This window comes from Cellulomonas telluris, from assembly GCF_004886325.1.
GTDB classification, from domain to species: domain Bacteria; phylum Actinomycetota; class Actinomycetes; order Actinomycetales; family Cellulomonadaceae; genus Cellulomonas; species Cellulomonas telluris.
Genome location: NZ_QXFN01000014.1, coordinates 1 through 772, shown reverse-complemented (window position 1 = coordinate 772; position 772 = coordinate 1). Strand labels below are relative to the sequence as shown.

1 protein-coding gene is annotated in these 772 nt (G+C 72.4%); it reads right to left on the bottom strand.

Annotated features, from left to right (window positions below):
• A partial coding sequence (locus FB586_RS18475) for an Ig-like domain-containing protein (RefSeq protein WP_246036986.1) occupies positions 1 to 772 on the bottom strand: 772 nt, incomplete at both ends.

Below are 772 nucleotides of genomic sequence, written 5' to 3'. Positions count from 1 at the left end.
CTGCTGGTCGGGCAGTCCGTCGCCGTCGGCGTCGCCGGGGGCGGCCACCACGGTGAAGGTCACCGAGCTCGCAGGGCTGGAGTTGCCGCTGGTGTCGGTCTGCACGGCCGTGATGGTGTGCGGGCCGGGCGGGAGCACGACCGTCGAGGAGCACGACCACTGACCGCCCGGGCCGACGACCGTGGTGCACAGCTGCGTCGATCCCTCACTGACGACGACGGTCGCGCCGGGCTCGCCGGTGCCCGAGATCTGTGGCGTCGTGTCCTGCACCGTCGAGCCCTGGGACGGAGCGGTGATGACAGGCGCAGCCGGCGGCTCCGTGTCGCCACCGCTCGGCTCGATGGTGAAGGTGGTGGTGGCGGTGTCGGTGTTGCCGGCCTCGTCGGTGGCGGTGGCGGTGAGGGTGACCTCGCCGTCGAGCGGGACCGTCGCGGTGCAGGTCCAGGTGCCGCCGGAGGGGACGGTGGTGGTGCAGACCTCGTTGTCGTCGGCGTCGGTGACCACGATGGTCGCGCCGGCCTCGCCGGTGCCGGTGATGGCCGGGGTGATCTCTTCGATGGTCGTGCCGTCGGCCGGGGTGGAGATGGCGACGGCCGTGGTGGTGTCGACGGTGAAGGTCACCGAGTCCTCCTCGGACTCGTTGCCGGCCTCGTCGGTGGCGGTGGCGGTGTAGGTGTTCTCGCCCTCGGGCAGGTCGGCCTCGGGGGTGCAGGCCCAGTCACCGGTCACGGGGTCGGCCTCGGTGGTGCAGACCTCGATGCCCTCGTCCTCC